At 69.3% G+C, this 25,143-nt stretch carries 28 protein-coding genes; 13 read left to right on the forward strand and 15 right to left on the reverse strand.

The features are described 5' to 3' along the window. The first annotated feature begins 9 nt into the window (after positions 1-9). Entirely contained in the window at positions 10-999 is a 990-nt protein-coding gene (locus ACTWNK_RS04190) for a polyprenyl synthetase family protein (RefSeq protein ID WP_474302176.1), read from the forward strand. Here ACTWNK_RS04190 and ACTWNK_RS04195 read toward each other — a convergent pair. From ACTWNK_RS04195 to rarD, 3 genes are all read right to left on the reverse strand, one after another. Next, positions 975-4,652 (reverse strand): WD40 repeat domain-containing protein, encoded by a 3,678-nt coding sequence (locus ACTWNK_RS04195; protein ID WP_474302177.1) that lies wholly within the window; start codon positions 4,650-4,652, stop codon positions 975-977. The genes ACTWNK_RS04190 and ACTWNK_RS04195 overlap by 25 nt on opposite strands. 80 nt (positions 4,653-4,732) lie before the next feature. Then, positions 4,733-5,047, reverse strand: coding sequence for a hypothetical protein (locus tag ACTWNK_RS04200; RefSeq protein WP_474302178.1), 315 nt, complete (start codon positions 5,045-5,047; stop codon positions 4,733-4,735). 144 nt (positions 5,048-5,191) lie between these two features. After that, on the reverse strand, positions 5,192-6,112 hold the full coding sequence (gene rarD, locus ACTWNK_RS04205) for an EamA family transporter RarD (protein WP_474302179.1): 921 nt from the start codon (positions 6,110-6,112) through the stop codon (positions 5,192-5,194). Positions 6,113-6,268: 156 nt separating this feature from the next. Between rarD and msrA the strand changes: the two genes are divergently transcribed. Together msrA and ACTWNK_RS04215 are read left to right on the forward strand one after the other, a co-directional pair. Further along, positions 6,269-6,931, forward strand: coding sequence for a peptide-methionine (S)-S-oxide reductase MsrA (gene msrA, locus ACTWNK_RS04210; RefSeq protein ID WP_474302180.1), 663 nt, complete (start codon positions 6,269-6,271; stop codon positions 6,929-6,931). Positions 6,932-7,068: 137 nt separating this feature from the next. Continuing rightward, the gene (locus ACTWNK_RS04215; RefSeq protein ID WP_474302181.1) at positions 7,069-7,332 is read left to right on the forward strand and encodes a hypothetical protein; all 264 of its coding nucleotides are present in this window, start codon (positions 7,069-7,071) and stop codon (positions 7,330-7,332) included. 498 nt (positions 7,333-7,830) lie between these two features. Here ACTWNK_RS04215 and ACTWNK_RS04220 read toward each other — a convergent pair whose 3' ends face one another. From ACTWNK_RS04220 to ACTWNK_RS04235, 4 genes are all read right to left on the reverse strand, one after another. Further along, entirely contained in the window at positions 7,831-8,163 is a 333-nt protein-coding gene (locus tag ACTWNK_RS04220; protein WP_474302182.1) for a hypothetical protein, read from the reverse strand. A 108-nt stretch (positions 8,164-8,271) separates the two neighbouring features. Beyond that, complete coding sequence (locus ACTWNK_RS04225) at positions 8,272-9,477, reverse strand: helix-turn-helix domain-containing protein (RefSeq protein ID WP_474302183.1); 1,206 nt, start codon at positions 9,475-9,477, stop codon at positions 8,272-8,274. Positions 9,478-9,481: 4 nt separating this feature from the next. After that, complete coding sequence (locus ACTWNK_RS04230; protein ID WP_474302184.1) at positions 9,482-10,018, reverse strand: flavoprotein; 537 nt, start codon at positions 10,016-10,018, stop codon at positions 9,482-9,484. A 289-nt stretch (positions 10,019-10,307) separates the two neighbouring features. Further along, complete coding sequence (locus ACTWNK_RS04235) at positions 10,308-10,640, reverse strand: replication initiator (RefSeq protein ID WP_474302185.1); 333 nt, start codon at positions 10,638-10,640, stop codon at positions 10,308-10,310. A gap of 472 nt (positions 10,641-11,112) precedes the next feature. Between ACTWNK_RS04235 and ACTWNK_RS04240 the strand changes: the two genes are divergently transcribed. Beyond that, a complete protein-coding gene (locus ACTWNK_RS04240) occupies positions 11,113-11,994 on the forward strand; it encodes a haloalkane dehalogenase (RefSeq protein WP_474302186.1) in 882 nt (293 codons plus the stop codon). Here ACTWNK_RS04240 and ACTWNK_RS04245 read toward each other — a convergent pair. Both ACTWNK_RS04245 and ACTWNK_RS04250 read right to left on the reverse strand, forming a co-directional pair. Next, positions 11,987-12,208, reverse strand: coding sequence for a hypothetical protein (locus ACTWNK_RS04245; protein ID WP_474302187.1), 222 nt, complete (start codon positions 12,206-12,208; stop codon positions 11,987-11,989). The genes ACTWNK_RS04240 and ACTWNK_RS04245 overlap by 8 nt on opposite strands. 189 nt (positions 12,209-12,397) lie before the next feature. Next, a complete protein-coding gene (locus tag ACTWNK_RS04250; protein WP_474302188.1) occupies positions 12,398-13,183 on the reverse strand; it encodes a MerR family transcriptional regulator in 786 nt (261 codons plus the stop codon). 64 nt (positions 13,184-13,247) lie between these two features. Between ACTWNK_RS04250 and ACTWNK_RS04255 the strand changes: the two genes are divergently transcribed. The 3 genes from ACTWNK_RS04255 to ACTWNK_RS04265 are packed head-to-tail and all read left to right on the forward strand — an operon-like array spanning position 13,248 to position 15,522. Next, positions 13,248-13,889: a hypothetical protein gene (locus ACTWNK_RS04255; protein WP_474302189.1), complete on the forward strand. Its 642-nt coding sequence runs from the start codon at positions 13,248-13,250 to the stop codon at positions 13,887-13,889. A gap of 45 nt (positions 13,890-13,934) precedes the next feature. Then, entirely contained in the window at positions 13,935-14,693 is a 759-nt protein-coding gene (locus tag ACTWNK_RS04260) for a hypothetical protein (RefSeq protein WP_474302190.1), read from the forward strand. Continuing rightward, positions 14,686-15,522, forward strand: coding sequence for an alpha/beta fold hydrolase (locus ACTWNK_RS04265; RefSeq protein ID WP_474302191.1), 837 nt, complete (start codon positions 14,686-14,688; stop codon positions 15,520-15,522). The genes ACTWNK_RS04260 and ACTWNK_RS04265 overlap by 8 nt, the downstream gene beginning before the upstream one ends. 37 nt (positions 15,523-15,559) lie before the next feature. On the opposite strand, the gene ACTWNK_RS04270 is transcribed toward ACTWNK_RS04265, so the two are convergent. Further along, entirely contained in the window at positions 15,560-16,306 is a 747-nt protein-coding gene (locus tag ACTWNK_RS04270; protein WP_474302192.1) for an MBL fold metallo-hydrolase, read from the reverse strand. 28 nt (positions 16,307-16,334) lie between these two features. Between ACTWNK_RS04270 and ACTWNK_RS04275 the strand changes: the two genes are divergently transcribed. The 5 genes from ACTWNK_RS04275 to ACTWNK_RS04295 all read left to right on the forward strand — a co-directional run bounded on the left by ACTWNK_RS04275 (position 16,335) and on the right by ACTWNK_RS04295 (position 19,444). Then, positions 16,335-16,739, forward strand: coding sequence for a MerR family transcriptional regulator (locus tag ACTWNK_RS04275; RefSeq protein ID WP_474302193.1), 405 nt, complete (start codon positions 16,335-16,337; stop codon positions 16,737-16,739). A gap of 71 nt (positions 16,740-16,810) precedes the next feature. Beyond that, the gene (locus ACTWNK_RS04280; protein WP_474302194.1) at positions 16,811-17,485 is read left to right on the forward strand and encodes a hypothetical protein; all 675 of its coding nucleotides are present in this window, start codon (positions 16,811-16,813) and stop codon (positions 17,483-17,485) included. Positions 17,486-17,576: 91 nt separating this feature from the next. Then, complete coding sequence (locus ACTWNK_RS04285; RefSeq protein ID WP_474302195.1) at positions 17,577-18,053, forward strand: hypothetical protein; 477 nt, start codon at positions 17,577-17,579, stop codon at positions 18,051-18,053. 23 nt (positions 18,054-18,076) lie between these two features. Next, positions 18,077-19,039, forward strand: a complete 963-nt coding sequence (locus tag ACTWNK_RS04290) for a hypothetical protein (RefSeq protein ID WP_474302196.1) — start codon at positions 18,077-18,079, stop codon at positions 19,037-19,039. A gap of 6 nt (positions 19,040-19,045) precedes the next feature. Beyond that, positions 19,046-19,444 (forward strand): ribosomal maturation YjgA family protein, encoded by a 399-nt coding sequence (locus ACTWNK_RS04295; RefSeq protein ID WP_474302197.1) that lies wholly within the window; start codon positions 19,046-19,048, stop codon positions 19,442-19,444. Positions 19,445-19,727: 283 nt separating this feature from the next. On the opposite strand, the gene lpdA is transcribed toward ACTWNK_RS04295, so the two are convergent. Next, entirely contained in the window at positions 19,728-21,107 is a 1,380-nt protein-coding gene (gene lpdA / locus ACTWNK_RS04300) for a dihydrolipoyl dehydrogenase (RefSeq protein ID WP_474302198.1), read from the reverse strand. 65 nt (positions 21,108-21,172) lie between these two features. Here lpdA and ACTWNK_RS04305 point away from each other — a divergent pair, with 65 nt between their 5' ends. Beyond that, positions 21,173-21,499 (forward strand): MmcQ/YjbR family DNA-binding protein, encoded by a 327-nt coding sequence (locus tag ACTWNK_RS04305; RefSeq protein ID WP_474302199.1) that lies wholly within the window; start codon positions 21,173-21,175, stop codon positions 21,497-21,499. A 12-nt stretch (positions 21,500-21,511) separates the two neighbouring features. Here ACTWNK_RS04305 and ACTWNK_RS04310 read toward each other — a convergent pair whose 3' ends face one another. Genes ACTWNK_RS04310 through ACTWNK_RS04325 form a run of 4 tightly spaced genes read right to left on the reverse strand, consistent with a single transcriptional unit; the run spans position 21,512 to position 25,050 of the window. Next, positions 21,512-22,711, reverse strand: coding sequence for an ABC transporter permease (locus tag ACTWNK_RS04310; protein WP_474302200.1), 1,200 nt, complete (start codon positions 22,709-22,711; stop codon positions 21,512-21,514). 34 nt (positions 22,712-22,745) lie between these two features. Continuing rightward, positions 22,746-23,420, reverse strand: coding sequence for an ABC transporter ATP-binding protein (locus ACTWNK_RS04315; RefSeq protein WP_474302201.1), 675 nt, complete (start codon positions 23,418-23,420; stop codon positions 22,746-22,748). Continuing rightward, positions 23,417-24,520: an efflux RND transporter periplasmic adaptor subunit gene (locus ACTWNK_RS04320; protein ID WP_474302202.1), complete on the reverse strand. Its 1,104-nt coding sequence runs from the start codon at positions 24,518-24,520 to the stop codon at positions 23,417-23,419. Before ACTWNK_RS04320 ends, ACTWNK_RS04315 begins: the two co-directional genes overlap by 4 nt. Continuing rightward, the gene (locus ACTWNK_RS04325) at positions 24,517-25,050 is read right to left on the reverse strand and encodes a hypothetical protein (RefSeq protein ID WP_474310827.1); all 534 of its coding nucleotides are present in this window, start codon (positions 25,048-25,050) and stop codon (positions 24,517-24,519) included. Before ACTWNK_RS04325 ends, ACTWNK_RS04320 begins: the two co-directional genes overlap by 4 nt. Positions 25,051-25,143: the final 93 nt, after the last annotated feature.

The raw sequence follows: 25,143 nt of genomic DNA on the forward strand, positions 1-25,143 counted from the left end.
GGTTTCTGAATGGCCGCGCCACCTGTTGTTGACCTGCCCATCGTCGACGAGCGGTTGGCGCAGGACGTGGCTCAAGGCTTGGCCGCCGTCGAAAAGCTCCTCAGGGAGTCGGTGGAGAGCGAGGACACCTTCGTCACGGAGGTGTCCCGCCATCTCATCGAGGCGGGTGGCAAGCGCTTCCGCACCATGATGGTGCTGCTCGCCGCCCAGTTCGGCGACGCGACGGCGCCGGGGGTCGTGCCCGGCGCCGTCGTCATCGAGCTGACCCACCTCGGGTCGCTCTACCACGACGACGTGATGGACGAGGCCCCCGTACGCCGGGGTTCGCCCTCGGCCAACGCCCGGTGGGACAACACCGTGGCCATCCTCACGGGCGACTATCTGTTCGCCCAGGCGTCGGAGATCCTCTCCGACCTCGGCGCCGAGGTGATCAGGATCCAGGCGACGACGTTCTCGCGCCTGGTCCAGGGGCAGATCCGCGAGACCGTCGGCCCCCGCCCCGGCGTCGACCCCGTCGACCACTACATCCGCGTGCTCGCCGACAAGACGGGCTCCCTGATCGCCGCCTCCGGCCGTTTCGGCGGTGTGCTGGCCGGAGCCTCGCCCGATGTCGTCGAGCGGCTCAGCAGTGCGTGTGAGGCCATCGGGGTGGCCTGGCAGCTCGGCGACGACCTGCTGGACGTGGCGTCGTCCTCGACCGAGTCGGGCAAGACGCCCGGCACCGACCTGCGCGAAGGCATCCGCACACTTCCCGTCCTGTACGCGCTCGCGGCGCCAGGCGAGTCGCGGCTCAAGACGCTGGTCAGCGGTCCCGTGGCCGAGCAGGACGTGGAGGAGGCGCTGACCCTCCTGCGCGGCGACGCCGCCATGGCCAGGGCTCGCGCCGAACTCCTCTCCTGGGTCGACCGCGCCCGCCGCGACCTGGCTGGCCTGCCCGACATCCCGGCCAGGGCGGCCTTCTACGCCCTGTGCGACTACGTGCTGGAGCGCTCGGGCTGAGCGAGGCCTCCGCTCCCGCACAGGCGGCGAAAGGGTGTGCCAGGCAGATGGTGTGACCACTCGCGCTCTCGCAGGTCGCCGTCGGTCGCGCAGATCACGGCGACGGCCGCCCCGGGAGCCAGCGGCAGGGTGACGAGCGTGCCGTCGTGGTAGGACAGGGTGAGCGTGCTCGCCGAGACCGCGACGACCGGCACGTCCTCCTGCCGGGCGAACGCGGCGCCGACCGGCCCCAGCGCCGGCCAGTCCCACAGCCGTACCGTTCCGTCGCTTCCGACGCTGGCCGGCATCGGCCCGTCGGCGACCGCGACCACGCCCATCCTGTGCGCCTGCCGAGGCGGACTCACCCGCTCCTGCAGCCTCCCGTCCCAGAACGTCACCTGGCCCTGCCCGTCCCCTGTGATCGCGTACGGGGCGGCGGGCGCGAACGCCAGGCCGTCATGGGCCCACGGGCCGGGACGCACCGGCCGAGCACGGCCGGAGGCCACGTCGATCAGATGCCCGGTGCCGCCCCGCCCGGCGTAGAGCGCGTGTCCGTCGCCGGTGAACGCCAGCACGTCACCGCTCGTGCTGGGCACCCACCTGGTCCGCACGCCTTGCGCGGTGTCCCACAGCTCCACACCGGTGTCGTGGCCCACGGCGAGCACGCCTCCGTCGGGTGAGAAGGCGGCCTGCCGTACGCCGGAGGTCCCGGTGTGCAGCAGGGCGATGCGGGCGGAGGTTGCGGTGTCCCACAGCGTGATGGCGGGGGAGGACCCGTGGAAGAGCGCGAGCACCCTGCCGTCGGGGCGGAAGGCGGCGCCGTGGGGCTGCCCGCCCGAGGCGGGCAGGGGGATCGGCGGGCCGGAGGGGGCGCGGGCGGCGACGTTCCACAGCCTGGCGTGGCCGTTGTGCACGACCAGGAGCAGGGCGCCGTCCCGGCTGAGGTAGCGGGCCGAACCACCGGGGCCGACGACCGGCGCGGTGAGCACATCGGTCAGGTCATAGGTGTGCACGGTGCCGTGAGCGCCCTTGACACGCAGCAGGGCTCCGTCGGGCGAGATACGCGGGGTGTAGGTGGTGTCGAGGGGAGAGGGGTCGACCGACAGCAACTTGACGCCGTCCTTCACGCGCCGCACCTCCAGCTCCCCCTCAGGGGTCGAGCCCACCAGGTGCCGGCCGTCGGGGAAGAAGGCGAGCTGCCGCAGGGCTGGACCCGCGGAGGAGTGGTGCTCGCGGCCGGTGGCGGTGTCGTACACGCGGGTGCGATCGTGGTCGGAGGCGGCCAGCAGGGCGCCGTCCGGGCTGAACGCGGCGGACGTCGCCTCCTCCGGCAGGCGGGGCATCGCCACCTCGGTGGCCTTGGTCAGATCGAGCAGTTCGGTGAGCGGCTCGGTCTCCGTCCACGCGAACGACGCGAACCCGGGCTCGACCTTGCGGTGGGCGTCGGCGCTCGACGCGACCGGCGGGTCGAAGGAGGAGAAGGCGGGCACGGTGACGGCCAGCCTGTCCCCAGGGGCGATCGCCTCGACGTTCCTGGAACTGACCCTGGCGCCGGTCGCGGCGTCGAGCACCTCGGTGTTCTCGCTGCTGAGGATGAGCAGCCTGCCACTGGCGCTGAAGCGGATCGGCTCCTCCACCCGCGACGGCACCCGCCCACGCCATGCGGTCAGCGGCACGGCCCCGGGCTTCAGGGCGAACGTACGGCCGTCGCCCGGAACGACATACAGGCCCGAGGCGTCGGCAAGGGCGAGCGCTCGGCCGTCGGGACGCCAGGCCATGGCCTGCACGACGCCGCCCTGTCGCCAGGAGGAGCGGCCGATCGGACGTTCGCTCGCCAGATCGTAGACCGTGATCGTGCCCGAGGGGCGGCCGGGGGTGAACGTGGCCGCCTTCCTGCCGTCAGCGCTCAGGGACAGCAGGGAGCCAGGCGCGACGGCCGGGTCGGTGAAGACGTCCAGCGCCGGATCGGCGAGCGAGTCCAGTAGTGCGCCCCTCGCCTCCACGGTCGGCGCCAGCAGCCACGCGGCCACGCTCAGCCGCCGTGCCGTACGCGGGTCGCTCGTGCGCAGGTCCGCGGCGCGCTCGGCAGCCAGCCTGGAGGCGATGGCCTCCAGACGTGAGGTGGCCAGCGCCGCTTGGCGCAACGCCACCGCCCCTCCGGCGGCTGCCACCACCGACAGCAGGACCAGCGCCGCCAGGACCGTCGTCCTGCGCCTGGCCTTCGCCCTGGCGTTCGCCCGGCAGGCCAACAAGAATGCCCGCTCCCGCTCGGTCAGGTCGTCTCCGGGCAGCAGGCACTCGGCGGCGGCGAGGCGGGCGCCTCGGTACAGGACGCCGGGGTCGTGGTCGTGCTCGGTCCAGGTCCTGGTCGCCTGGGTCAGCAGGTGCTGCTGGCGCAGACGCTCCCTGTCGTCGTCGACCCAGGCGCGCAACCTCGGCCACGAGGTGATCAGCGCCTCGTGGGCCAGCTCCACCCGATCGGCGTGCGAGGTGAGCAGGCGGGCGGCGAGCAGCTGGTCCAGGACGTGGGCGGTGTCGGGGTCTTCGCGCGGGTTCAGCTCGGCCATGGTGGCTGGGCGGCGGGTGTCGGCCTCCCGTTCGCCCGGTGTGATCAGGCGCAGCAGTGTCTTTCGGGTGATTGCCGCCTGCTCCGGGGTTTGCTCGCCGTACATGAGTTCGGCCGTTGTGGCTATCGCTCCCTGGATCCGGCCGAGCTCCTCGTAGGTGCGCAGGGTGAGGAACTTCGTCCGCCTGCTCAGTCGCCAGGTCTCGCGCAGGGCGTGCGACATCAGCGGCAGCGCGCTCGGCTCGGCGGCCATGTCGTCGAGGACGGCGGTGGTGAGCTCACGCTGCACCTTCACGCCCGCCCTGCTCGCGGGACCGACGACCGCCTGCCTGAGCTCGTCCCTGGTCATCGGGCCGACCAGGACGCCCGCGTCACGCAGAGCCTCGTCCAGCGGCCTGTGCTCGGCGCATCGGCCGTAGAAGTCGGCGCGTACGGCGATGACCACTTTCACCTCGGGCGGCAGCCCGACCAGTCGCTCGACGAACGTCCCACGCTCCGCCCTGTCCTCGCACAGGGTGAACATCTCCTCGAACTGGTCGACCACCAGGACGGCGGGCCGCTCGTCCGACAGTGCCTCCTCCAGCCGGGCGGCAGGGAAGGCGCCCGGGGTGAGGCAGAGGGCGGGCTCGCGGATCGAGGCCAGCAGACCGGCGTGCAGCAGCGAGGTCTTGCCGCAGCCGGACGAGCCGAACAGCGCCACGAACCCCCTGGCGCGTAACCGCCGGCCGAGCTCGGCCACCAGCTCGGTCCGCCCGAAGAACCTGGCGGCGTCGGCCCGGTCGAACGCGGCCAGTCCCTGGTACGGGCCGGAGCCGTTCTCGCCCGCCGCGAGCTCGGCGCACTCGGCCACCGCACGCTGTCTGCGCCGCTCCCACACGATGGCGTCGCCGCCGCACGCGCGTACGAACGCCTCGGTGGTCGCCGCGCTCGGCAGGCGCTCGCCGCCCATCGCCTGCGACAGCACGGTCGTGGAGCACCCGGCCGAGGCGGCCATCCGCTTCAGCTTCGGCTTGCCCGCCGCCTCACGCAGGCTTCGCAGCTCGGACGCGAACAGCGCGACGGGACCGTCGTCCGGGTTCAGCGGCTTCTCCGGCCGTCCGGCGCCCACGGCGCTCCTCCCGTATGTGATCTCTGGGATCCTCGGCTGCCCTTGGGCTTTCGAGGATCCCAGAGATTGCGGTCAGAACGTCAGCCGCAGTCCCTCACACCGTGGAACGAGCGGGGGACGATGGGGACGGTGTGCCGCTTCGTCTTCCCCGCAGGCACCCAGCTGCAGGTGCTGTCGGCACCGTGCTTCCAGATGATGCGCAGGTAGTAGCCCCAGCCGCAGTGGTTCACGGCGTAGGCGGTCTGGTTGATGGAGCCGGTGTTGACGTAGCGCTTCACACACGCCGGTGCCCAGCCGCCCGCCTCGGCGGCGGTTGTGGTCGCGGTCGCGGCGCCTACCGCGGTCGAGCTGAAGAGCATGGCGCCCGTGAGGGCTGCGGTTGCTGTGATTCTCACGAGGTTCACCGATGACTGCCTTTCGTACGGCCCGGGACCGGCCCGGGCACGGAAGGAGGCGAAATGCCTTGCGTCATCAGATCTATCGATGTCCCCATTGTTTGCCCTCCCCCTGTTGACCAGGCAAACAATGCGACTTTCGGCTCAGCTGGCTGTGACGGTCTCGGTCTGTGCGATCGAGGCCATACGACTCTGCCTGGCCGTACGCAGGCCGTCGTAGGTGAACACCGCCAGGGCGAGCCACACGATCGAGAAGCCGATCCAGCGGCTGGGCGGCATCGTCTCCTTGGCGATGAACACGCCGCACAGGAACTGCAGGATCGGCGCGATGTACTGCAGCAGGCCGACCGTGCTGAGCGGCACCCGGATGGCCGAGGCGGTGAACAGCAGCAGCGGCACCGCCGTGATCACGCCGGCGCCGGCGAGCAGCAGCGCGTGTCCCGGGCCCTGGTTGCCGAACGTGCTCTGTCCGGTGCCGCCCAGGTAGACGAGATAGGCGAGTGCCGGTCCGAGCAGCATCAGCGTCTCGACCGTCATGCTCTCGGCCGCGCCCACATTGGCGACCTTCTTCACCAGTCCGTACACGCCGAAGCTGGCGGCCAGTGTCAGCGCGATCCACGGCAGCCGCCCGTAGTCGAGCGTCAGCACCAGCACGGCCAGCAGCCCGAACCCGACCGCCGCCCACTGCAACGGCCGCAGCCTCTCCTTGAGCAGCATCACCCCGCACACGACGCTGACCAGCGGGTTGATGAAGTAGCCGAGCGCGCTCTCCACCACGTGATGGGTATTGACCCCGTAGATGTAGGTGCCCCAGTTCACCGTGATCAGCACCGCCGCCAGCGCCAGCAGCCCCATCTTCTTCGGCTGCCTGACCAGCGCCCTGAACCACCCCCAATGCCGCCGTACGGCCAGCACGGCCACGACGGCCACCAGAGACCAGGCGATCCGGTGCGCGACGATCTCGAACGGCCCCGACGGCTGGAGCAGCGGCCAGTACAGGGGGAAGAGTCCCCACATGACATAGGCGGCCAGGCCGTAGAGGACACCGATTCGCTGTTCAGGCATAAAGCCTATTTTGACTGCTGTCTTGAGTTAGTACAACAACGTATCAGTTTATGGGACAGTTAAGCTGCGCTTACATATTGGGGATGCTCCGGGGGCGCTTCGAGGGTCCTGGAACACTGTGCGGTCGTCGGGTGTTGGGCACGATGGAGGTGGACCATGGGTTGGTTGTTCGGTCGAAACAAGACATCGATGGTGAGTCCCGAGGAGGCGATCCCCGGGCGCGACACACCGATCCCCGTACCCGCCAGGCACGTCGTACTCGACGCGCCCCTGGCCCCGCCGTACCCCGACGGCACCCAGATCGCCGACTTCGGCCTCGGCTGTTTCTGGGGCGCCGAGCGCAAGTTCTGGCAGACCCCCGGCGTCGTGACGACAGCCGTCGGCTACCAGGGCGGCTACACCGAGAACCCCACCTACGAGGAGGTGTGCAGCGGCCTGACCGGTCACACCGAGGTCGTCCGCGTCGTCTTCGACCCGTCGAAGGTCTCCTACGAGGAGCTGCTGCGGGTGTTCTGGGAGGCACACGACCCCACCCAGGGGATGCGCCAGGGCAACGACGTGGGCACGCAGTACCGGTCGGCCGTCTACACGCACGGGGAGGCGCAGGAGAAGTCCGCGCTCGCTTCCCGTGACGCGTATCAGGGGGTGCTGGAGGGCGCCGGCTACGAGCCGATCACCACGGAGATCGGGGCGGCGGGGCCTTTCTACTTCGCGGAGGAGTATCACCAGCAGTATTTGTACAAGAATCCGGGGGGGTACTGCGGGATCGGGGGGACGGGGGTCGCCTGTCCGGTGGGGCTGACGTCTGGTGAAGCCTGAGTCCAGGTTTCCGCAAGAACCCCGCGAGCACTTGGAGAGCATTCGTATCCGTCCGGGGATGGACGGCTTGGACGGCTCATATCGGCTGTTCACCACGTACATCGCGGGGTTCGACGCAAGGCAGTGACGGCACCCTGATGCAAGGGTTCAGGGAGTGGCTGATCGTCCAGGTCGGCGGGGGTAACAACCTTGTCTGGCAGGCCCTGGTTCTCATGCTCGCCTTCCCCGACTCGGCGAGCAGACCCGGTTTCTGGCCGACGAATGAGGAACAGAACGCTGTTGCCGTCGAGGCGCTGTTCCTAGCGTTTGAGCGGTTCTTCGCCGATCGCGATGATCGGGTGAACGGCCTGGAGTTGATCCAGGCCGACTACGATCAGTGGCTTCTGGGCGGCTCCTCTTAAGCGCCAGGCTCGTAACCCTCAGTAGCTGCGGCGACAATCTTCTCTACAGGGTCAAGGGCTCGCTGCGCTTGCCTCGGGTCAGACCGCCCGCGTAGCGGCCAGGCGGGCTTGTGCATGCGGCCTTGGGGGCCGTACGCGCCCGCCGCCGCACACGGGCGGTCGGTTCCGAGCAGCAGGCTTCCTATGCCTTGAAGAGCTCTGCCGTCCCGCTTCCGGTGCTCTGGCCTGGCGGCCCTGTGCTCCGGGTCAAGTTTCCATCGAGCACCATGGGTGTCGGTTCGTGATCCTTTCAGACCACGCCTCGTAGTCTGTTCGCGCGAAGAGATCGTTGGGTTTCGGCCGCCAGGTGCTTGCTGAGTTCCTCCAGGGTTCGCCCGCACCGGATGTTCGACAGACCAGTGTGCTGCGGGACAGGGACGGCACGGAGTGCATACCAGCCACCGCCTGCGGCATCCTGGATCTCCCAGCCGGGGAACTCTCTGGCCAGCTCACCAGCGGTCATCGACATGCTGGTTCCTCGGTGCCCGAGAAGGTGCGCGAGGCACGCAGGTCGGCGTATCGCAGCGCCACACGACGAGCGGATCGGACCGGCTCCAGGGTTGGATGCCAGGCGTAGATCGCCCGCTTGCTCTTGGGGGCCCAGCCTGTGCGCCACCAATAGATGCGCTCATCGCACCAGACGAGCAGACCCGACCAGGCAGACAGCACTGCGAGGCCGTAGCCGTCGTTCACGTCGGTGGGGATTGCGTGGCGGTCCAGCGCGTGTTGAAGGTCCTGGGCTGCGTTGAGTGCCTGCGAGGGCAGCTGAGGTTGCGGCTCCATCACCAGCACGATTGGCCTCCTGACCTGCGCTATCGCGCGTCAGGAAGCACCGTAGGCCGTCAGAGTCAGCGAACCCCGCACTCTTGTGGAGTAAAGGAAGCCGCACAAAAGTGCGGGTCAGATGATGCCTGCTCGGCGAGCCAAGGGGCGAAGTTGCGGAGTGCTGGCGCGGTGCTCTCGCTTGAGAAGTCGGGCCAGCAGATCGCGGGGGCGTCCGCCGTACCTGACGAGTTCAGGGGAGAGGAGCTCTGCCTCAAGGAGCATGTTGACCGAAGCTGCGTCTTTGCGCTGCGCCGCGTAGGCCCGTGCCAGATCGAGGTGGACTTGGGATCGGCGGCCGATCAGACCGGGAGCCAAGGTGGTGAGGTCGAGCCGCTCGCTTGCTGTGATGGCCCCGCGTGCGTTGCCCGAATCAGCCGCCGCTGAGACTTCGTGGATGATCACATTGGTCATCCCGAACGCGGTCCAGAAGTCGTTTCGATCCCCGTCGAGGATCTCGGCGACCTCGCGCGCTTGGGCGAGATGGTGGACTACCCCGGCCTGGTCGTAGGCAGCTGCCGCAGCTGTTACGGCGACGAGGTAGAGGCCGCCGAGGACCGGCAAGGATCGAGGGGTTGCGATCTTGTTGAGTGCTTCAGCGGCGGTGAGGACCACTTCAAGAGCCCTGCCGATCTCGCGTAGCCGAACCAGCACATATCCCAGCCGATAGGCGCTTACGGCGGCCAGCAGCGGGCGTTCCGCCTCTTGGGCCGCAGCCAACGATCGGTCTGCTGCTACCCAGGCGAGTTCAGGCTCTCCCACTCGGCGGAGCGTTGTGGTTGTGCAGTGGTAGGTGAGCGCGCGCAAGGAGTGGTACGCGCGCCGGTCTGCCAAGGGGGCGTGCCGCGAGCCCAGCTCGGTTGCGACGATCAGGTGGGGGAGGTGCCTGCCTGCTTCTTCGTATCGCGTCGCCTGGTAGAGACGGTTTGCCTGGCGGATTTCGTGTCTCAGCCACGTGATGCTCTCGACCGAGCCGCCCACAAGCCTGCGGTCGATCAGTGCAGAGAGGCCGTCGTAGCCCAACATGGCTTGCTTGATCCCGGCCGCAGCTTCATAGCGGGTCATGGCGGTGTTCTGCTTGGTGGTCAGGTCTTCGACAGTCAGGCCGAGAATCTCGGTCAGCGCGGTGATGACCCCGTGGTTGTTCACGTCCCGCTGCCCGCGCTCCACCTGGCTGAGCCAGCTCTCCGATCGGCCAACCAGGCCAGCGAGTACGGCTTGCGCCAGACCCCGACGACGGCGGGCACGGGCGATCTTCTCGCCGATCTCTCGCCGGGCATCCATGGCATCACTCTTGCGCCTGTCGCCCCCCGACTACGGCTTGCAGCTCATCCATCACCTGTTCCCAGGATGGCATGCGCGCATCCGAAGGGGCATCGGGATCGAACATGACCCGGACGCCCATGTCTCGGAGCGCTTCCACGTTGCGCACGAAGGCCGAGTGTTGCGCGAGTGCCGTCTTGAGCATCGGGACTGCCAAGATCGGCACGCCGAAGCCCATGAGCTCGCAGAGGAGACCGACGGCGAAGTTGTCGGCGATGCCGGTGGCCCACTTGTTGATCGTGTTGAACGTGGCGGGAGCCACGATCACGGCATCCGCGGGAGGCAGCCCCTTGGGTTCGCCGGGCAGCCGGTAGGTGCTCCGAACCTGGTCTCTCGTCAGCCCCTCCAGTTCGGGCACGTTCGCGAACCGCTCACCCATCGGTGTCGTCACCACGTGGACCGTCCAACCGACGTTCTGAGCCAGGCCGACAAGGTTGTGGAGGTCGGCAGCCGGAGGCGCTGCGCACACGATGACGTAGAGGACACCGGCGGTGGGTTCCATATGGCGTGATCCTAGCCAGCCGTATCAGAGCATTCCAGCGAGCCGGATACTCGGCCGTGCACTACCGGCCCTCACCGTCACGCGGCCCTTCGGGTGCTTCGCATGGGTGCCGGCCGCGCACTCCGCCATGGTCAGGTAGCGCCGGTCTCTTGTTGGCGCGCGATCCGCCGAGCAGTGCCGATGCGTTGTCGCGCTACCTCTGCCCAGAAGGGCTCACCGTTGCGGAGGCCGCTTCCCGCGAAGCGCCACTCGGCAACCGTGAGTATCTCGGCGGGGAGCGTCACGCTGGTCAGGACGCGGGCTTGTTCGGCTCGGAGTCGGCACGTGCCTGCCGTAGGCCTCCGAGCCTGATCGAGTAGTGGCGGGACTTGGTGGAGAAGTGGCCACGGTAGCCGAGCATGTGAGCCCACTGCCGAAGCAGCAGGTCCTTGTAAGCAGATGTACTCCCGGCGTGGGCGCCTGAGCTCGGCCCCGCGTGCCATACCTGCGTCAGGGACCCCTGCACCGCACGGACGCTGTAAGGGTTCAGCAAGTCGGCCATCGTGGCGATGCGCTGGGACACCGTGCCGTCGGCGGTGGTGCCAGCCGGATCAAGTTCGCGATGCTTGGCCAGGACGGGCACGAGGCCAGGCTGACAGTGGTCGCAGAGTATGGCCCCCAGGGGGTCTTGTGGCAAGACCCAGGGTATGCCGCAGAATCTCGGACTGCAGCTAGAGCTTACGAAATCAGGGATTCGCGAAGTACCTGTGCATTTGGCGATGTATGGATCTCGTGAAGCGCTGAAACTCCCTGACTGCGGGGAGCGGCTGGCGAGACGTAGTCACGTTGGATGGGTTTTGTGGACGATTTGATTGCTACTGACGGCGGGCCGATCGGTTTGCGGCTGCGCGGGATGTGTGCTCGGCTGGAGAAAGGCGTACTCGACTGAACAGTTCCGCGCACGCGACGTTACGGAGCGTCTGAACAAGCAATCGATACGTAGCTCTCTGTCGAATGCAAGAACTCTGAAGGGGCTTGCGGGAAAGCTGGGCCGGCAGCCATCCATGGGCTCTACTCCGACCATATCGATAATCGGCATTTCCAATAGGAGTGTAATGATCTCGTCTGAGGAGTCGTTTCGGAAGCGTCGTATTGAGATAGGCGGGCTTGAAATGGCCTACGTCGAAGAAGGGGAGGGTGATCCGATTGTCTTTCTTCACGGTAACCCGACTTCGTCGTACGTCTGGCGGAATGTGATCCCGCACCTGGCGGGCAAGGGGCGTTGTATCGCCCCTGATCTGATCGGGATGGGCGATTCCGCGAAACTCCCTGCCAGTGGGCCGGGCTCGTACCGATTCGTCGAGCACCGGCGTTACCTCGACGCGTTCCTCCAGGCCCTCGGCGTACGGGAGCGGGTGGTCTTGGTGCTGCAGGACTGGGGGTCGGCTCTGGGGTTCGATTGGGCGTACCGCCATCCTTCCGCGGTGCGGGGTATCGCTTACATGGAGGCGTTCGTGGCGCCGATCACCTCGTGGAGCGATTGGCCTGAGTCTGCGATTCAGTTCTTTCAGGCGATTCGCTCCGACGCGGGTGAGGAGATGGTTCTCGATCGGAACTTCTTTGTCGACCATGTCTTGCCCGCACAAGTGCTGCGAGGGCTGTCTGAGGCTGAGATGGCCGTTTACCGCCGCCCCTACGCGGAGCCTGGCGAGTCACGCAGGCCGACGTTGACCTGGCCGCGTGAGGTGCCCGTCGCGGGCGAGCCGCGCGATGTCCACGATGTCATCACGCGTTATGCGGCATGGCTCGCGGAGTCTCCGATTCCCAAACTGTTCATCGAGGCTGTTCCGGGAACGATGTTCGAAGCACACCGAGCCGTCGCCCGGACGTGGCCGAATCAAGCACACGTCACGATTACGGGTGGCCATATGGTTCAGGAGGACGCTCCCGATCACATCGGAGTGGCGATCGCTTCCTGGCTGCGGGACCTCACCTGAGGCCGGTGATTTCGCCGATGAGTGCCCCCTGGGTGTTGGCGACGGCGATGTGGTCGTACAGGGCGACGAACACCTTGCCGCCGCCGACGGTCACGTCGCCGTCCCTGGCGTAGTCGTTGCGGGTCACCTTGAGGTCGGTGATCGGGTCCGCGGCCGAGGCCGGGGGTGCCGTGGCGGTGAGCAGGCCGGCCGTCATGGCCAGCGTGCCGGCCAACGCGCTCAGGCGCCGGCTCGTCCGGGTGGTTCGCGAGGTGGGGTCCAGGTGAATTCGTCTTCGATAAGGACCGCATTCGACTCCGTTCCGAAGGGGATGTTCTTGATCGATTGAAGGAGGGGATGGCATCGGGTCAAGGCGTGCTGTGCGCAAATTCCGGACGGTAGTGACTGCGGGGTTTCGCTGGGGTCAAGGCTCGTCACGTCGATGGGTGGTCGCCATCGCGCCTGGTGCGAAGGCGTTTTCGGGTGGAGGTGCGGCACTGCGTACGGGGGCTTCGAGGACGGTGATGTGGGTGTTGTCGGGGGAGGGGAAGTGGTCCTCGACGGTGGGGCCGTTGATGGTCAGGGCGTGGCGGGTCAGCCAGGCGAACAGGTCGCGGCCGGCGCGGATCACGTCGCCTGCGGAGTCGGCCGATGCCGGTACGACGGCGCGTACGACCTCGCGGGTGGGAAGGGCCAGGTGTTCGCCGGGGCGTTCGGTGGTGACGGCGGCGCTGAAGGGCCCGGTCGGCTCGCCGGACAGCCAGGTGAGGAGGGAGGAAGGCGGCGGGGTGCAGGCGGCGGCCAGTTCGGAGGGGTGGGCGACGTGCAGGCGGCGTACCAGCAGGCGGCGGGGGCCCACGGTGGTGTGCTGGGGGAGGATCGACATGGGGGTGGCGAGGTGGTCCTCGGCGTACGCGCAGGCGGTGGTGAGGGTGGCGATGTCGCGGCGGATGGCGGTGATGGTCTCGGTGAGGGCCTGGCGTACGTGGGAGTCGGGGGCGTCGAGCAGGTCGGCGATGAGGCGGAGGGGCAGGCCGAGACGGCGTAGGCCGCGGATGCGTTCGAGGCGGGTGAGTTCGGCCGTGCCGTACCGGCGGTAGCCGTTCGAGGTGTCTGTCGAGGCGGGGCGGAGAAGGCCGATCTTGTCGTAGTGGCGGAGGGTGCGTTCGGAGACGCCGGACATGTGGGCCAGTTGGCCGATTCGCCACACGGTGCTGCTCCTTCATGGGGAGGGTTGACCTTGTCGCTGGGGAAGGGTTTTAGCGTCCACTGTCATGAGCGAGTCGAACCGGGTTGCCGGTGTGCTGCTGATGGCGTCCCTGGTGGTCATGATGGCCGGTGCGGCGATCGTGGTGCCATCCGGATTGACGCTGAATGCGGCCGATCCGGCCGGTGTGCTGGAGGCCGTACGGGAGCAGGCCGGGCTGCACATGGTGGAGTTGGCGTTGGATGTCCTGGGGTGGCTGGGGCTGCTCGTCGCTGGGCTGGTCATCGCGGGGGGAGCGGGCGCGGTGGTGCCGTTCGGGGGGCTGCTGGCCGCGGCGGGGGTGGCGGGGATGCTGCATGACGCCGGGAATCTGGCGTTGACGCAGTTGGCCGTCGTACCCGATGCGCCGGTGGCGTGGGCGGTGCTGCTCACGGCCAAGTGGATGGTCAACCTGGCCGGACTGCTGTGGGTGGCCGCGACGCTCGCCGCGCTGGCCGTACTGCCGATGACGTACGCGATGCGTGTCGCCGGTGTGGTCGCGTCGGTGTCGGGGCTGGCCTCGGTCGTGCTGCCGTGGGCGGCGGGGGCCGGTGGGGTGTCGGCGGGGGCGGAGCAGGTGGGGTACGCGCTGCATCTGCCGGTCGTGCTCTGGTACGGCGTGCTGGGATGGCGGTTCGCACGCCGTCGTGAGGCATGGGAATCCCGATGAGCTGCTGGGAGGATCTTGCGTTGTCGCCGGGCCTGAGGAGATCGCATGCGAACAGTGGTTGCCGTACTCGTGGTGGGTTTGGTGCTGCTTCATCCCTTGCCCGGGCATGCGGCGGCACCTGACCCGGTCAAGACGCTTCGTACGCAGATGGTGGCGGGCAGGGGCGTCACCGTCACCGCGATCGTCCGGCACACGACGAACGGCAAGCATGCCCTGACGGTGCGTGCGAAGCGTGTGGTCGGATTCGTCCGGGGCGGAAAGGTGGAGGTGGACGACATCACCACCTTCTACACGCCGCTCCGCGAGATCACGCAGACGATCAGCCCGTACTACGACTATCCGCATTTGCTCATCAAGACCGGGTCCGCGTTCTACCGATCCGGCGGTGACCTGGTGGCCAAGCTGCCGCTGGGCAAGACGTGGCTGCGGACGCGCTGGCCCGCCGCCCGCGGGTACCTGGACGGTGAGATCGACATCTTCCGGCCGGGAACGCTGCGGACGCTGCTCGCCTCGGCCACCTCCGTCAGCCGGTCGACGGCCAAGGGCGCCGTGAAAATCACCGATCTGCCCGATCTGCCCTACGGTGGAAGGCCGGGCAGCAAGGAGAAGGTCACCTGGCAGCTCTGGTTCGACGCCAAGGGCAGGGCCACACGCCTGGCGGCTGTGTTCGTCCACCTGACGAACGACGGCTTCGTGGCACGGCAGACCTCCGACCTTCGGTACACCGGCTGGGGTTCCAGGGTGGTCATTCAGCCGCCGCCGGAGGAACTGGTCATCGACAAGGACGACCTGCCCGGTGAGTGAGACGGGCGAGGCCTTCGTCCCCATGGACGACGGTGTGAGGCTGTGGACCAGCAGTTCGGGTGGCATCGGCCGGGCGGATGGCGCGGCGGTCGTGCTGGTGCACGGCGGGCCCGGGTTGTGGGACTACCTGGAGCCGGTCGCCGGGCTGTTCGGTGAACGTACCGTCGTGCACCGTTTCGACCAGCGGGGATGCGGCCGGTCCGACCCCTCGGACGACCAATGTGTCGATCGGGCGGTCGCCGACCTGGAGGGGCTGCGGCGGCACTGGGGGTACGAGCGGTGGGTCGTCGCCGGGCATTCGTTCGGGGCCACGCTCGCACTCGCCTACGCGTGGGCGCATCCCGGCCGGGTGGCGTCGCTGGGGTACCTCTGCGGGACGGGCATCGGCGACTGGCGTACGGGCTACCGGGCCGAGCGGGCCAGGCGGATGACGGCCGAGCAGGCCGAACGGCTGGCCAGGCTGGGCGAGGCGGCGAGCCGTACCGTCGAGGAGGAGCGGGAGTTCCGCACGCTGGCCTGGTTCACCGACCACGCCGATCGCGAGCACGCCTGGGAGTGGGCCCGGCAGGACGCCGCCGTGCCGTACACGATCAACTGGGACGCCAATCGCCGCCTCGTGGCGGACGCGCGGCCGTACGAGGGGGTGCGGGTGCGGGTTCCGGTGCTCGTCGTGCACGGGGCGGGCGATCCTCGGCCGGTCGGCGCGGTGGCGGCGTTGGCCGAGCGGCAGGCCGGAGGGCGGCTCCGGGTACTGGACGGGGCCGGGCACCATCCTTGGCGGGAGCGGCCGGAGGAGTTGCGTGCGGTGTTGGCGGAGTTGTTGCCGTAGTTCCCGGCGTTCATGCGATCTGCGGTGTTCCCAGGGATCACCCGTTCTGGGGCAGTTCCCAGCGGTCACCCGGTCGCAGGTCAGTGACTTGGAGCGGAAGACCGGTGGCCAGGGCGATGGCGTTCGCCGCTGTTCCCGTTGGGCGGAAGAAGGTGGACAGGGGGTCGTGGCCGTGGGCGTCGTGGATGGGGATGAGGTGGCGGGCGCCGAGGGTGGTGGCGCCGGAGACGGCGAGGGCGGGGTTCATGACGAGGCGGGGGCCGAGCAGCGGACGCAGGCCGTTGACGGGCAGGAGCGCCAGGTCGGCCTGATGGCCGGAGAGCGGTTCGACCTCGGCCATCTCGCCCCCGAAGAGCACCTTGGCGGACGCCGTGTGGAAGGCGTAGGCGTTGTTGGGCCAGAAGGCTGTGCGCCCGGACGGCAGGACGTGCATTGACAACCCGGGAGCCAGATCCAGCGAACTCCCCCAGGACAGGCATTCGGCACGATGAAAGCCGATCTTCCGGGCCTGGCGTGCCATGCGCGGCGCGGGGACGTACAGCGGGATCCACTCCCTACGGGCGAACATCCGTAAGGCGCGCAGGTCCCAGTGGTTGGTGGCCAGGTTCGTGACGACGATGGCGGTCAGGGGCGGCAGGTCGGCGATCGCCAGGCCGAGGGGTTCGCCCCGGCGCAGCCACCAGCGTTCGACGAACCAGGGATCGGTGAGGATCGCATGGCCGTCGATCTCGAGCAGAACGCAGGAGTTGACGATACGGGTGACCGCGATCGATGGCTTGATCATGCGGCCAACCGTGCCCCTTAATGTGTACATGAAGTCAAGCCAGGACCTGACGATCGGCGAGCTGGCCGAACGGTTCGGCCTGGCCACCCACGTGCTGCGGTACTGGGAGGACAGGGGCCTGCTGGAGCCGGTACGGCGTGCGGGCGGACAACGGCGCTACGGCGAGGCCGAGCTGACCAGGGTTGCGCTGATCCTCATGGGCAAGGAGGCCGGGTTCGGGCTGCGGGAGCTGCACGCGATCGTGTCGACGTCCGACCCGATGAACCGTCGCGACGTGCTCAAGCAGCACGTCGCCGCTCTCCAGGAGCGCATCACCAGGGCCCAGGCGGCCAAGGACCTGATCGAGCACGCCCTGGCCTGCCCGGTGAGCTTCGCCGACTGCGAGCACGCCCAGGCACAGATCGCGGCCCGCATTCCGCCGCCCGCGCGATAGGCGGCGCGGAAGATCGGCCGTCCGCCCGGTGTTCCTAGGGGCGTGATGCTCGTCGTGCGGCTGAGGAGTTGGTGACGGTGGAGGCGCTGGGGGATCTCGTACGGCGTTGGCAGGCCGGTTGGGGTGTGGCCAAGGGCGTGGGCACGGCTCGGGAGGCGGGAGGGGCGCTTCATGTGCGGTTCGGGCAGGCCGAACGCGATGTGGAGATCATCACGCTGAACGCCGACGACGACACCGAAGGGCTGCGGGCACTCGCGGGCCAGGTCGCGCACTCGCCCGGCGCCGACTGGCTGACGGTGATCACCAATCGGGCGGCCGGGGTGACGGAGCTCGTCCGGGCGGCCGGGCTGGACGTGGTGGGCGATCCGGAGAGCTTCATGACGGTCGCACTGAAGGACCATCAACCCCTGCAGGTGCGTACGGCGGCGCCGTACGTCGTCGAGGTGGAGCGCACCGGGGACACCATGTTCCATGCCTACGTCAGGGACGAACGATCGGGGGCATTGGCCGCCCAGGGCACGATGGTGGTGATCGGCGCCGACGCCGTCGCGCACAACATACGCACCCTGCCCGAGCATCGGCGCAGGGGCCTGGCCCGCGTGGTCATGGGAACGCTGGTCGCCGAGGCCCTGTCCCGCGACGCCGACACCGGCTTGCTGATCGCCAGTCCGGAGGGGCGGCTGCTGTACGGCGGGCTGGGCTGGCGATCGCTGGGCACCGTGCTGGTGGCACGGCGGGTGCGCTGAGAACGTGCAGTGTCGCTGGGGGCGCCGAGAAAAGCGGAGGCGTCAAGCCAGGGCCGCAGGTCACACTGGTGGTGTGATGGTGGGACATGCGGTGATTGAAGCAAACATCGGACGCTACATCATCCTGTCCGGCGCGACCTCGCAACAGGACCTGAGTACGGTGATCGCGATCATCGAGGCCTACCTGGACGTTGAGGACATCGCCGATGCCGAGTTGGTGATCGCCCCAGGCGGCGTACGGCTGTCCGACGAGGCGAGCGGCGTCGAGGTCGTGCACGGGTGTTGTGCTGGTCTTGAGGACTGGTGGCGGTGGTGCGACATGCTGGGCGGGGGCGCGCCGCCGTACCTCGGGCACGATCCCGACCTGTGGGCCGACGTGCAGGACGAGGTCGTACGTGTCCGGCGTGAGGACGGGAGCGTGGTCGTGGAGATCGCCGGAGCCGAGATGAGGCGGATCACGGCCGGGATCCGGGCCGATCTCGTCGGCTTTCTCGATCTCGTGGCCGTGCGGGCCGGTTCGCGCGTGGCCGGGGCGCTGGGGCGGGATCTGGGGATCACCGCGGCGTGAGGAACGGCGAGGAAGTGGACGGCATGGCTGTGGAGATCGCCTGTGACGAGTCGGGGTCCGAAGGGGAGAAGCTGGTCGGCGGGAACACGACGGTGTTCGCGCATGCCAGTGTCGGACTGAGCCCCGACGAAGCCGATCGGTGTATCGCCGAGGTACGCGAGCGTGCGCCTTCGCCCATTCAGGAGTACAAGGCGTTCGTCATTCAGCGGAGCAAGCACAAGGCGGCCGTGATGTGGCTGCTCGGCGAGCAGGGACCGCTGCTCGGACATGCGCACGTGCATCTGGTGGACAAGGCGTTCCTCCTTCTCGGCAAGGTCGCGGAATTGGCCGTCGGGGAGGCGGGAGAAGCGCGGCGTGCTCTGTACGCCGAAGGGCCGACGCTGTTCGGGGAGCAGGTGTGGCGCTCCTTTCTCGAGGCGTTCAACGCCGTTCTCCGGGTGAAGAGCGGCCGGAGGCAGGAGATCTCCTTCGACGCCGTGTACCGCGTCGTCGAGGACATGCGTGCGGTACGGGCGCCCGGCTGGTGCGGGGAGATCGTCGAACGCCTTTGGGTGGACCGCGAGCGCGTGGCGGCCTACCGGGCACGCCTGTCGCCGGACGCCGCTCCCGTACTCGACCTGCTGGTGCCCGCGGTCGTACGGGCGGTCGAACTGTGGAGCGACGGCGGCACCAGGCCGGTCTCGGTGGTGCACGACCGCCAGACCCTCCTGACCGACGAACGCCTGCGCCAGGCCGAACCCCGCCTGACCGCGGCGGGCTTGGCGGGATTCCGGCTGGTCGAATCGCGATTGGACGTACGCATCTCGGTGTGCGATCTGCTGGCCGGACTGGCGCGGAAGATCGCCCAGGAGGAACTGGCCGGGCGCGGGGACGCCGAACTGACGGCGCTGCTGCGGCCGTACGTGGATCCGGAGTCGGTGTGGGGCGATGCGCGGAGCTGGACGCTGCTGGCCCTCGGGCCTCGGGCCACGCTGCCCATAAGGTGATTCGCTATGGAGAAGCGGGCGAGGTTGTGGGCGGGGTTGGTGGCGCTGGGGACGGTGGGGGCCGGGTTGGGGGTGCGGGCTTGGGGGGAGGGGGACTTCGCCAAGTATGCGGGGGATGCGTTGTACACCGTGCTGGTGTACGCGCTGGTGGTGCTGGTGTGGCCGCGGGTGCGGCCTTGGGTGGCGGGGGTGGTGGCGGTGGGGTTCAGCTGGGGGGTGGAGTTCTTTCAGCTCACGGGGCTTGTGCCTGATCATTGGCTGGCCAGGCTGGTGCTGGGGTCGACGTTCAATGCGCCTGACCTGGGGTGGTATGTCGTGGGGGCGGGGTGCGCTTGGGTGGTGCACAAGGTCGTATTGACGCTCGGTGGGTCCGGGTCTAGCGTCACTCTTAAGAAACTTTCCTAAGAGTCGATCTCGCGACCGGCTCTGGGCAAGGCCCACGCTGAGGTCACCGCTGGTACTCACCTGGGGAGGGCGCACGGTCAGCCCCGCGCGCCCGACCCGCACGGGCGCGGGCGCCGGTCCTCCTCCGGCGCCCGTCACCGGCGGGCCCGCGCGGCAGGCGTCACCGGCGGCCCGGGTGACAGGTGAGGCGCACCGCCCGACACACGAACGAGACGAACCCGCCCAGAAGCCAGGTGCGAGCAAACACGCAGGCGCGAGCGAAGACCCGCGGCGCGATACACCCCTACATGTTGATCATGTGTCCCGCGAGGCCGTGGATGGCCTCCTTGACCGCTTCGCCCAGGGTCGGGTGGGCGTGGACGTTGCGGGCGACCTCGTGGACGGTGAGGTCCCACTGCTGGGCCAGGGTGAGTTCGGGCAGCAGTTCGGTGACCTCGGGGCCGATGAGGTGGGCGCCGAGCAGTTCGCCGTGTTCGGCGTCGCTGAGGATCTTGACGAAGCCGTTGGCGTCGCCCAGGCCGTGCGCCTTGGCGTTGGCGGTGAAGGGGAACTTCGCCACCTGCACGTCGTAGCCGAGGTCCCTGGCCTGCGCCTCGGTGTAGCCGAAGCTGGCGATCTGCGGCTGGCAGTACGTCGCACGCGGGACCATGACGAAGTCGATCTCCATCGTCTCGGCCCCGCCGATCGTCTCGGACGCGATGACGCCCATCGTCTCGGCGGCGTGCGCGAGCATCAGCTTGGCGGTGACGTCGCCGATGGCGAAGATGTGCGGCACGTTGGTACGGCCGCGCCCGTCGACGGCGATGGCGCCGCGCTCGGTGAGGGCGACCCCGGTGTGCTCAAGGCCGTAGCCCGAGACGCGAGGCTGGAAGCCGATCGCCTGGAGCACCTTGTCGGCCTCCAGGACCTGCTGCTGCCCGTCGCGGCTGACGGTGACGCGGACCTTCGGGCCGGACTCGTCGATCGACTCGACCTTCGTCGAGGTGAGCACGTCGATGCCGAGCCGCTTGTACCGCTTGGCCAGCTCCGCCGAGACGTCGGCGTCCTCGGTCGGCACCACGCGGTCGAGGAACTCCACGATCGTCACCTTGACGCCGTAGTTGTGCAGGACGTACGCGAACTCGACGCCGATCGCGCCCGCGCCCGCGATGACGATGCTCTCCGGCAGGGTGTCGCTGAGGATCTGCTCCTCATAGGTCACCACGCGCTCCGACACCGAGGTGCCGGGCAGCAGCCTGGTGGTCGCGCCCGCGGCGATGATGCAGTGGTCGAAGGTGACGGTGTCGCCGTTGACCTGGAGGGTGTGCGGGTCGACGAAGACGCCCCGGCCGTCGATCTCGGTGATCGCGTTCTTCTTCATCAGGTAGTGCACGCCCTTGACACGCCCGTCGGCCACCTTGCGGCTGCGCTGGAAGGCCGCGCCGTAGTCGAAGGTCACCGAGCCCGAGATGCCGAACGTCTTGGCCTCGGCGGTGAAGATGTGGGCGAGTTCGGCGTTGCGCAACAGGGCCTTGGACGGGATGCAGCCCACATTGAGGCAGACGCCACCCCAGTACTTCTCTTCGATGACCGCCACGCGCAGGCCAAGCTGGGCGGCGCGTACCGCGGCCGTGTATCCGCCGGGACCGGCGCCGAGGACGACAACGTCGAAGTGGGTGCTCATGCCCACGACGATATCCGGCCGCCGTCACGCGCCCGCTGTCGGTGGCGTTTGATAGTCCTTCTCGTATGAAGGTAGAGGACGTCCTCGCGATCGCGGCCGCATTGCCCGAGGTGACACTGCACGACGGCGGCGAATACGTCTCGCTCAAGGTCAGGGGCAAGGGGTTCGGCTTCCTGTGGGAGAAGACCGCGATCCTCGTGCTGAAGTCGACGCTGATCGAGCGGGAGGCGCTGGTGGCCGAGCAGCCTGAGGTGTTCTCCGAGTCGTTCACCGGCGGGCAGTTCGGCTGGATCGACGTGCGCTACCGGGTGGTCGATCCCGAGGAGCTGGCCGAGCTGGTGGAGGAGGCGTGGTTCCTCTCGGCGCCCAAGAGCCTGAGCGCCGAGAGGTGACCGGAGGCCGCGCTACGGCGTGGCCAGCGCCTCGGTCGGCGACAGGCGGGAGGCGCGCACGGCCGGATACAGTCCGGCGAGCGCGCCGATGAGCAGGGTGGCGCAGCCGCCGCCGAGCACGGCCCACGCGGGCACGACCGAAGGCCATCCGCGTGACAGTGCGTAGGCCGAGGTCAGCGCCGTGCCGAGCAGAGCACCCCCGGCCCCGCCCAGAGCCGAGAGCAGCAGCGACTCCGACAGGAACTGCGTGCGGATCTGCCCCCGGGTGGCCCCCAGCGAGCGGCGCAGACCGATCTCGGCCCGCCTCTCCAGCACCGAGATGACCATGGTGTTGGCCACCCCGACCCCGCCGACCAGCAGGGCGACGGCGCCGAGGCCGAGCAGCAGCCCGGTGAACGCCTCTCCCGCAGCCTGCCTGGCGGCCAGTGCGTCGGAGGGGCGCGAGACGTCGACCTCGTTCGGCGCCTGCGGATTGGCCGTGGCGCCGAGCACCGCACGGATGTCCTCGACCCGTTCGTCGGCCGAACGCGTGTAGACCTTGGTCGCGTGCCCGTCGAATCCGAGTACGGAGGCCGCGACCGGCCAGCCGACGAGTGCGGCCGAGTCCAGCTCCGGCGCGAGGGCCGCAGGCGCCAGAATGCCCACGACCGTGAACCACCGCCCGCCGACCAGCACCTTGGTATCGGCCCCCGCCCTGCCGATGCCGAGACGCCGCGCCGCGCCCGCGCCGAGCACGGTGGCCGGGTATGAGCCGGTGGCGGCGTTGAGCCAGGCGCCGCTCACGACTCGCCCGCCGACGGTGTCGAGCAGGTCGATCCTGGCCGCGTAGGCGGCGATGCCGTTGGTGTCGATGGCCGGGATCCGGCCGGTGCGGTACACCTTCGCATCGGCGACCTGGCCGATCGCCGACACCGCGCTCACCGGGCCGATCCTGGCGATCATGTCCTCCGCCTCGCTCGGGAGTGTGGCCTGTTCGCCGGTCAGGGTGTTGCCCGGCGCGACGGTGAGCAGGTTGGTGCCGAGCGTGTCCAGGGTCCGGTCGAGCTCGGCACGAGAGGAGGAGGAGATGCCGACGACGGCGACCATGGCGGCGATGCCGATCGCGATCCCGAGCGCGGACAGAAAGGCCCGCATCGGACGCGTCCGCAGCCCCACGGCCCCGACCTTGAGCACGTCACCAGGTCCCAGGCGGGCAGGCTTGAGCGCGTTCACGTCCAAGCTCCAAGGTAGGCCACCCCGAGCGCCTTCACGACGCCACCTCGGCCGAGTCCGACAGCACGCGCCCGTCGCGCATGCTCACCTGGCGGGGAAGTGAGGCGGCGATCTCCAGGTCGTGTGTGATGATCACCACAGTGGTCCCCGAGTCGTGCAGGTCGCGCATCAACCGCATCACCCCGGCCCCGGACGCCGAGTCGAGGTTGCCCGTCGGCTCGTCGGCCAGCAGCAGCGGTGGATCGCCCGCGACCGCCCTGGCCACGGCCACCCGCTGGCGTTCGCCGCCCGACAGTTCGTGCGGCCGGTGGTCCATGCGGTGGGCGAGTCCGACCCGGCGCAGCGCCGCCTCGGCCTTGCGGCGGCGCATGCCAGCGCGCAGCCCGGAGTACAGCAGGCCGTCGGCGACGTTCTCCAGTGCGGCCACCCCGGCGGCCAGGTGGAACTGCTGGAAGACGAAGCCGATCGTGCCGGCCCGCAACGCCGAGAGCCTGGCGTCCGACAGGGTGCCCACGTCGTGCCCGTCGATGAGCACACGGCCGGTGGTGGGCCGGTCGAGGGTGCCCAGCACATTGAGCATGGTCGACTTGCCGGATCCGGAGGGCCCCACGATCGCCACGAGTTCGCCCCTGGCGATGTGCAGGCTCACCCCGGCCAGTGCGGCCACGCCCCCGGCGTACTTCTTGGTCACCTCGGTGAGGCGGATCACTTCGGCACCCCGACCTGCGTGCCCTCGGCGATGCCCTCGCCGGTCACCTCCACCCTGCCGTCGGCGAAGAGCCCGGTCTCGACCGGCACGTACGACGTCGCCCTCCCACGGACGACCTCGACGCCGAAGCCGCCCTCCTGAAGGGCGAGCAGGGCGGTGACGGGGACGGTGAGCACGTTCGCCCTGCGGCCCGAGGTGAAGGTGACGTCCACGGCGGCCAGCGCGTAGGAGGCGCTCGCCTTGCGTGCCTTCTTGCCGGTGAGGGCGAGCACGACCTCGATCCTGGTCTGCGGCTCGGCGTCCGGGCCTTCGCCCGGTTCGATCACCGTGGTGACCTCCTCGACCCGGCCCGTGACGGCGCTGTCGTCGGGCAGGGTGACGGTGACCTTGGCGCCCTTCCTGGCCAGGCGCTGGTCGGCGGGGTCGAGCATGACGGTGACGGCCTTGGCCGTACCGCTCAGGGCCAGGACCTTCGCGCCGGGTGCGATCGGCTGGCCGCTCTCGGCGTGCAGGCTGTCCACCCTGACCGGGCCGGGCGCGTAGGTCACCCGGCCGAGTTCGACCTCGCCGCTCCGGTCGAGGCCGAGGTCGTCCTGCCACTCCTCGACCGCCCGCGCGGTGGCCCAGGTGTAGTCGGAGTCGACGGTGAACCCGGTGTGGCCGAGCGCCTTGAGGTTGCGTTCGAGCTGCTTGACGTCGGGACCCTCGTCGCCCTGGCGCAACGTGCGGTGGGCGGGCCTGGCGCCGTACATCAGCAGGACCGGTCTGCCGTCGACCTCGTACAGCGGCTTGCCCCTGGTGATGCGGGCGCCCGCCTCGGGCAGGCGGGTGAGGGTGCCGGGCAGGCGTGTGGTGGCGGTGGTGGTGGGGCCGTAGCCGAGTTCGCCGTCGAAGGTCTGGGAGTCGGTGAGCGTCTGGCGGGTCACGGGGGCGGTCTGCGGGGGCAGTGCGCCGGTCGGCGTCGCGCCTTCGGTGGGCGCGCCGCCGAGCGTGGTCACCGCGACCGCGCCGACCACGACGACGACACCGGCCACGACCGCCACCCTGCGTACGGCGCCGCGTCGCCGTCGCGGGGGTGCGGGCTCGTGCGGGCCGCTCACTGGCCGCCTCCGGGACGGCCTTCGGCCAGGATCGGCCGGCAGGCCTGCTGGGCCTGCTTGAAGTCGGGGTCCTCGCCGACGTCCGGTCCGATGCGGATGCCGCGCTGGCCGGGCGCGGGGTCGGGGAAGGCCTCGACGCCCTTGTCGCGCATGCACGTGGCGAAGCGGCGACCGCGTTCCTCCTCCTCGGGGCCCGCGGCGGTGCCCATCTTGCCCATCGGGCTGTATTCCTTGCAGGCCTCCATCGCCTTCTTCATCGTCTCCTCGGTCGCGCCGGTCGACTTGTCGAGCTTGAACATCACGCCTTCGCCCGGCTTGGGGTCGGCCATGTCGATGCCGTTCTGGCGCATGCACTGGGCGAACTTCACCCCGCGCTCCTCCTGGCTCAGGCTGGGCGCGGCGCTCGCACCCGCCGTCGGCCGTGCGCCGCCCGCCGAGGCGACCTTCGGGTCGTCGCCCGCGCCGCCGCATGCGGCGAGTGCCGTCGCCAGCAGGGCCGCCGCCAGCACACCGCGGATTCGCTGTCGCATCACGTCGTGCTCCTTCGCTCCGGCGGGGCCGCTCCCCGCCGCCTGGCAGCCGATGCAACGCGACGCCGCGTTTCCCCGGCGTTTCCACCCGGC

Source organism: Nonomuraea sp. IBHARD001, from assembly GCF_056106265.1.

What these genes read in the sequence shown, in the direction of transcription:
- ACTWNK_RS04255 (WP_474302189.1), top strand. Translation starts at nt 13,248, where the DNA reads ATGAGCGAGTCGAACCGGGTTGCCGGTGTGCTGCTGATGGCGTCCCTG.
- ACTWNK_RS04295 (WP_474302197.1), top strand. Translation starts at nt 19,046, where the DNA reads ATGGAGAAGCGGGCGAGGTTGTGGGCGGGGTTGGTGGCGCTGGGGACG.
- ACTWNK_RS04225 (WP_474302183.1), bottom strand. Translation starts at nt 9,477, where the DNA reads ATGGATGCCCGGCGAGAGATCGGCGAGAAGATCGCCCGTGCCCGCCGT.
- ACTWNK_RS04305 (WP_474302199.1), top strand. Translation starts at nt 21,173, where the DNA reads ATGAAGGTAGAGGACGTCCTCGCGATCGCGGCCGCATTGCCCGAGGTG.
- ACTWNK_RS04270 (WP_474302192.1), bottom strand. Translation starts at nt 16,306, where the DNA reads ATGATCAAGCCATCGATCGCGGTCACCCGTATCGTCAACTCCTGCGTT.
- ACTWNK_RS04275 (WP_474302193.1), top strand. Translation starts at nt 16,335, where the DNA reads ATGAAGTCAAGCCAGGACCTGACGATCGGCGAGCTGGCCGAACGGTTC.
- ACTWNK_RS04325 (WP_474310827.1), bottom strand. Translation starts at nt 25,050, where the DNA reads ATGCGACAGCGAATCCGCGGTGTGCTGGCGGCGGCCCTGCTGGCGACG.
- ACTWNK_RS04240 (WP_474302186.1), top strand. Translation starts at nt 11,113, where the DNA reads ATGATCTCGTCTGAGGAGTCGTTTCGGAAGCGTCGTATTGAGATAGGC.
- msrA (WP_474302180.1), top strand. Translation starts at nt 6,269, where the DNA reads ATGGGTTGGTTGTTCGGTCGAAACAAGACATCGATGGTGAGTCCCGAG.
- ACTWNK_RS04290 (WP_474302196.1), top strand. Translation starts at nt 18,077, where the DNA reads ATGGCTGTGGAGATCGCCTGTGACGAGTCGGGGTCCGAAGGGGAGAAG.
- lpdA (WP_474302198.1), bottom strand. Translation starts at nt 21,107, where the DNA reads ATGAGCACCCACTTCGACGTTGTCGTCCTCGGCGCCGGTCCCGGCGGA.
- ACTWNK_RS04190 (WP_474302176.1), top strand. Translation starts at nt 10, where the DNA reads ATGGCCGCGCCACCTGTTGTTGACCTGCCCATCGTCGACGAGCGGTTG.
- ACTWNK_RS04230 (WP_474302184.1), bottom strand. Translation starts at nt 10,018, where the DNA reads ATGGAACCCACCGCCGGTGTCCTCTACGTCATCGTGTGCGCAGCGCCT.
- rarD (WP_474302179.1), bottom strand. Translation starts at nt 6,112, where the DNA reads ATGCCTGAACAGCGAATCGGTGTCCTCTACGGCCTGGCCGCCTATGTC.
- ACTWNK_RS04215 (WP_474302181.1), top strand. Translation starts at nt 7,069, where the DNA reads ATGCAAGGGTTCAGGGAGTGGCTGATCGTCCAGGTCGGCGGGGGTAAC.
- ACTWNK_RS04260 (WP_474302190.1), top strand. Translation starts at nt 13,935, where the DNA reads ATGCGAACAGTGGTTGCCGTACTCGTGGTGGGTTTGGTGCTGCTTCAT.